General features: G+C 76.4%; 3 protein-coding genes. 2 read left to right on the top strand and 1 reads right to left on the bottom strand.

The genetic code is table 11. The annotated features are described in order from the left end of the window. On the bottom strand, window positions 1–651 hold a 651-nt coding region (locus KBX39_RS28930; RefSeq protein WP_210873578.1), incomplete at its 3' end, for a pyridoxamine 5'-phosphate oxidase family protein. Window positions 652–689: 38 nt separating this feature from the next. Between KBX39_RS28930 and KBX39_RS28925 the strand changes: the two genes are divergently transcribed. Next, window positions 690–2,027 carry an aminotransferase class I/II-fold pyridoxal phosphate-dependent enzyme gene (locus tag KBX39_RS28925; protein ID WP_210873577.1) on the top strand — a complete coding sequence of 446 codons (1,338 nt, stop codon included), beginning with the start codon at window positions 690–692 and terminating at the stop codon, window positions 2,025–2,027. 81 nt (window positions 2,028–2,108) lie between these two features. Beyond that, window positions 2,109–2,435: uracil-DNA glycosylase family protein (locus tag KBX39_RS28920; RefSeq protein ID WP_282102492.1), on the top strand; the 327-nt coding region annotated here is incomplete at its 3' end.

The following is a 2,435-nucleotide window of genomic DNA, read 5'->3' as shown; positions in this document are numbered from 1 at the left end:
GTGCCACGGCGAGCGGGCCGCCCGCAGGTACGCCGGCACCGGCGCGCTCACCCCGGGGGCGGGTTCGGGTCGGCCCGGTGTGAGCCGCAGCGGCACCACACCGGCCCAGTACGGCAGCGCCTCGTCGGCCGGCTCGTCGTTGACGCCGCCGGTGCGCACCCGTACCGACACTTCCCGCAGCGGCAGCGCCAGCACCGCCGTCTCGGCCAGCTCGCGCCGGTTCGGCGGGCGGCTCTCGGCGGAGCGCCCGGTGGCCACCTTCTCGATCAGCGCGGTCATCACCGCCGCCTTCTCGTCCGTGTCCTCGACCAGCCGGGCGGTGCCGTGCGCCACCACGGACCGGTAGTTGGCGCTGTGGTGGAACTGCGACCGCGCGTAGACCAGCCCGTCGAGGTGGGTGACGGCGACGCAGACCGGCAGCCCGGCCTCGCCCCGGGCGGCCAGCAGTGGCCGGCTGCCGGTGGAGCCGTGCAGGTAGAGCGTGTCGCCGACGCGCACGTGCAGGGTCGGCAGGACGCGCGGCTCGCCGTCGACGGTGAACGACAGCGCGCAGTGGTACGCCTCGTCGAGCAGCGCGTGCGCGGTGGCCGCGTCGTAGCGCATCCGGTCGCGGACGCGGCTGGCCGTGGTGCGGGGGGTCGGAGGGTACATGCGACATCCCACCTTTGTTCTAGTACAATCGCCAAACTGTGGCAGCACGTTATCAGGTCAGCGGGTCCACGTCGGCCGCGATTTCGGCCAGCGTCGAAACCGGCATCCGCAGCGGCGCGCTCGCCCCGGGCGACGCCCTGCCCGCCGTCCGGGCGCTCGCCGCCGACCTCGGCGTCAGTCCGGCCACCGTCGCGAAGGCGTACCAGGAACTGCGGCAACGTGGCCTGGTCGCGACCGCCGGCCGGCACGGCACCCGGGTCCGCCCCCGCCCACCGGTGGCCGCCCGCCGCGCCGCGCTGCTGCCCCCGCCGCTGCCCGGCGGCCGCGACGTCTCCGCCGGCCAGCCCGACCCCCGGCTGCTGCCCCCGCTCGGGCCGCACCTCGCCGCGCTCGCCGCCGACATCGGACCCCCCGGCGGGTACGCGACCGACGCCGTGCTGCCCGACCTGGCCGCCCTGGCGAGGGACCGGCTCGCCGCGGACGGGGTGCCGCCCGGCGAGCTGACAGTCACCGGCGGCGCGCTCGACGGCATCGAACGGCTGCTCGCCGCCCACCTGCGCCCCGGCGACGCGGTGGCGGTGGAGGACCCGGGCTGGGCCAACCTGCTCGACCTGATCGCCGCGCTCGGGCTGCGTACCGTCGGGGTGCCGGTGGACGACGACGGCCCCACAGTCGGCGGCGTCCGCGCGGCGCTGGCCGCCGGGGTCCGGGCGCTCGTCGTGACCAGCCGGGCGCAGAACCCGACCGGCGCGGCCGTCTCCACCGACCGGGCCGACGCGCTGCGGACACTGCTGGACGGCCGCGCCGACCTGCTGCTGATCGAGGACGACCACGCCGCCGAGCTGGCCCGCGTACCCCTGCATCCGCTCGCCGGGGCGACACCGGCGTGGGCCTTCGTCCGGTCGGTGAGCAAGCCCTACGGGCCCGACCTGCGGCTCGCGGTGCTGGCCGGCGACGAGGCCACAGTGGCCCGGGTGGCCGGCCGGGCGCGGGTCGGCGCCGGCTGGGTGTCCACGGTGCTGCAACGCCTGGTGGTGTCGCTCTGGCGCGACCCGGCCACCGCCGAGCTGGTACGGCGCGCGGCGGACAGCTACGACCGGCGGCGCGACGGGCTGGTGGCCGCGCTTGCCGCGCGCGGGGTGGCCGCGCACGGGCGTACCGGGATCAACGTCTGGGTGCCGGTGCCCGACGAGACGGTGACGGTCACGACGCTGCGCGACGCCGGATGGGCCGTGGCGCCCGGCGGCCTGTACCGGATCGCCGCCGCGCCCGCCGTGCGCGTCTCGGTGAGCGCGCTGGACGAGGCCGACATCCCCGCGCTCGCCGACGCGCTCACCGCCGGAAGGAAGGGCCCCTTCTTAACGCATTCGGTATAGGAAGGGCCCCTTCTTAACACCTCCGGGCGAGCGCGGCGGGCCACTCGCGTGCGCGCCGCCGGACGGGGTAGAACGATCGGCATGGCCGAGACCGAGAGCGCACCCGGAGCGCAGGAGTTCATCCCGCCGTCGGCGGACACCATCGACGAACTGCGCGCCGCGGCGGGCGACTGCCGGGGCTGCGAGCTGTACCGGGACGCCACCCAGACCGTCTTCGGCCGCGGCGACGAGCACGCGCGCGTGGTCTTCGTCGGCGAACAGCCGGGCGACATCGAGGACCAGAAGGGCCTGCCGTTCGTCGGCCCGGCCGGGCGGCTGCTGCGCAAGGCCGTCGACGACGCGGCGCTCGACCCCGCCCAGATCTACCTCACAAACGCGGTCAAGCACTTCCGGTTCGAGCTGCGCGGC

This window comes from Micromonospora sp. D75, assembly GCF_018070405.1.
Taxonomy (GTDB): domain Bacteria; phylum Actinomycetota; class Actinomycetes; order Mycobacteriales; family Micromonosporaceae; genus Micromonospora; species Micromonospora chalcea.
This window is presented reverse-complemented; position numbering and strand designations above follow the sequence as displayed.